2 protein-coding genes are annotated in these 1,763 nt (G+C 67.1%); both read right to left on the minus strand.

The features are described from left to right. Positions 1-528: methyltransferase domain-containing protein (locus MXAZACID_RS05760; protein WP_008493214.1), on the minus strand; the 528-nt coding region annotated here is incomplete at its 3' end. Then, complete coding sequence (locus tag MXAZACID_RS05765; protein ID WP_008493215.1) at positions 525-1,694, minus strand: 8-amino-7-oxononanoate synthase; 1,170 nt, start codon at positions 1,692-1,694, stop codon at positions 525-527. The genes MXAZACID_RS05760 and MXAZACID_RS05765, both read right to left, overlap by 4 nt. Positions 1,695-1,763 lie beyond the last annotated feature (69 nt).

Raw genomic sequence — 1,763 nt, forward strand, 5'->3', positions numbered from 1 at the left:
AAACATCTCCGCCTCGATTTGCGCCCGCCACGGAAACGCACGCGCCTCGGGATAATCATGCAAGCCACCCGCCTCGCCCAGCACCGCCCGCCATTCCGCGAACGTCCCTGCCCCCAGCGTGGCAAAGCGCATTTCGCCACCTCGGGCCAGCATCGCCGCCAGCCGCTCCAAAGATGCCGGCAAATCCTCAAACCATTGCATCGCCAGGCTGGAGACGATCAGCTCGAAGCACCCCAACCCCGCATCCGGCGCCTGCCCATCCATCCGCAGAAACCGCCCGCGCCCTCCCAGGCGCGCTTCGCAAACCGCCAGCATTTCAGCGGAAATATCCGTCAGCACCAACTCCGCCTGCGGAAACAGCCGCGCCAGATGCGCGCTCAACCCGCCCGTCCCGCAGCCGATTTCCAGAATCCGCCGTGGCGCCCCGCCCAGCCTTGCCGCCAGTGCCGCCGCCACACGCGGCTGCACCTGCGCGATCTCGTCATAACGCGTCGCCGCCTTGGCGAAATGCCGCGCGATCAGGCTCACAGCAACCGCCCGATCGCATCCGCCAGCGCATCGATCTCGCTTTGCGTATGCAGCGCGCACAAGGCCAGCCGCAAGCGCGACGTGCCGGCCGGCACCGTCGGCGGGCGGATCGCCACCGTCGCAAACCCATCCCGTTCCAAAGCTGCCGCCAGCGCCAGGGCTTTCGCCTCCTCGCCCAGAATCAACGGCACGATCTGGGTGAAACTCTCGCCCGTATCCAGCCCCATCGCCCGCAGCCGCGCGCGCAGATGCGCTGCCAGCCCGTGCAAATGTGCCCGCTCAGCCGCCATTTGCGGGATCAAATCCAGCGCCGCGTTCATCGCCCCCAGCACCGCCGGCGGCAGGGCGGTGGCATAAATCACCCCCCCGCAGCGATTGACCAGATACTCCCGCAGCATCGCCGAGCCCGCCACATAGGCGCCGAACCCGCCCAGCCCCTTGCTGAACGTGCCCATCGCCAGACCGTTTTTCAGACCATGCGCCAGCCCGAAGCCGGTCTCGCCCAGCACGCCGGTCGCATGCGCCTCGTCGATATAAAGAAACGCCCCGAATTTTTCCGCCAGCGCCTGCAGGGCGGCCATATCCGGCCCATCCCCATCCATGGAAAACACCGACTCGGTGATGATGAAGCGCGGCCGGTCCAATTCCGCATCCCGCGCCAACAGCTCTTCCAGATGCGCCAGATCGTTATGCCGGAACCTGATCTGCTTTACCCCGGCCGCGATGCAACCTTGGATCAGGCTGGCATGGTTCAGCCGGTCCGCATAAACCAGCGGTGCCGCGCCCAGTGTTTTCGCATCCAGCAACGCCGGCAACAAGGTCAGGTTCGCCTGCGCGCCGGAGACGAACACCAAGGCCGCCTGCGCCCCCTTCCCCGCCGCCAGCTTGGCCTCGATCTCTTCCAGCGGCGCCAGATTCCCCGCCACCAGCCGCGAGGCCCCGGCCCCGGCGCCGAAACGCTGGGCATAATCCCGCGCCGTCTCGATCAGCGCCGGATGATGCGCCAGGCCGAGATAGTCATTCGAGGAAAAATCGATCAGCGCCGGCCCGTCGCCATAGCGCAGCCGCGCGTTGGGCAGTTTCACCACCGGGCGCAAGCGGCGCCTGCGTCCCGCCACGGCCGCCTCGTCCAGCGCCCGGCCCCATAGCTCGTCGAACTCAAACATCGGGGCCGGGTCTAGCCCAAAAGGCCTGGGGAGCGAAATCTAGCCTCAGGACGATGGTCCTGGGCATCC

It is taken from the genome of Acidocella sp. MX-AZ02 (assembly GCF_000306035.1).
Taxonomy (GTDB): Bacteria; Pseudomonadota; Alphaproteobacteria; order Acetobacterales; family Acetobacteraceae; genus Acidocella; species Acidocella facilis.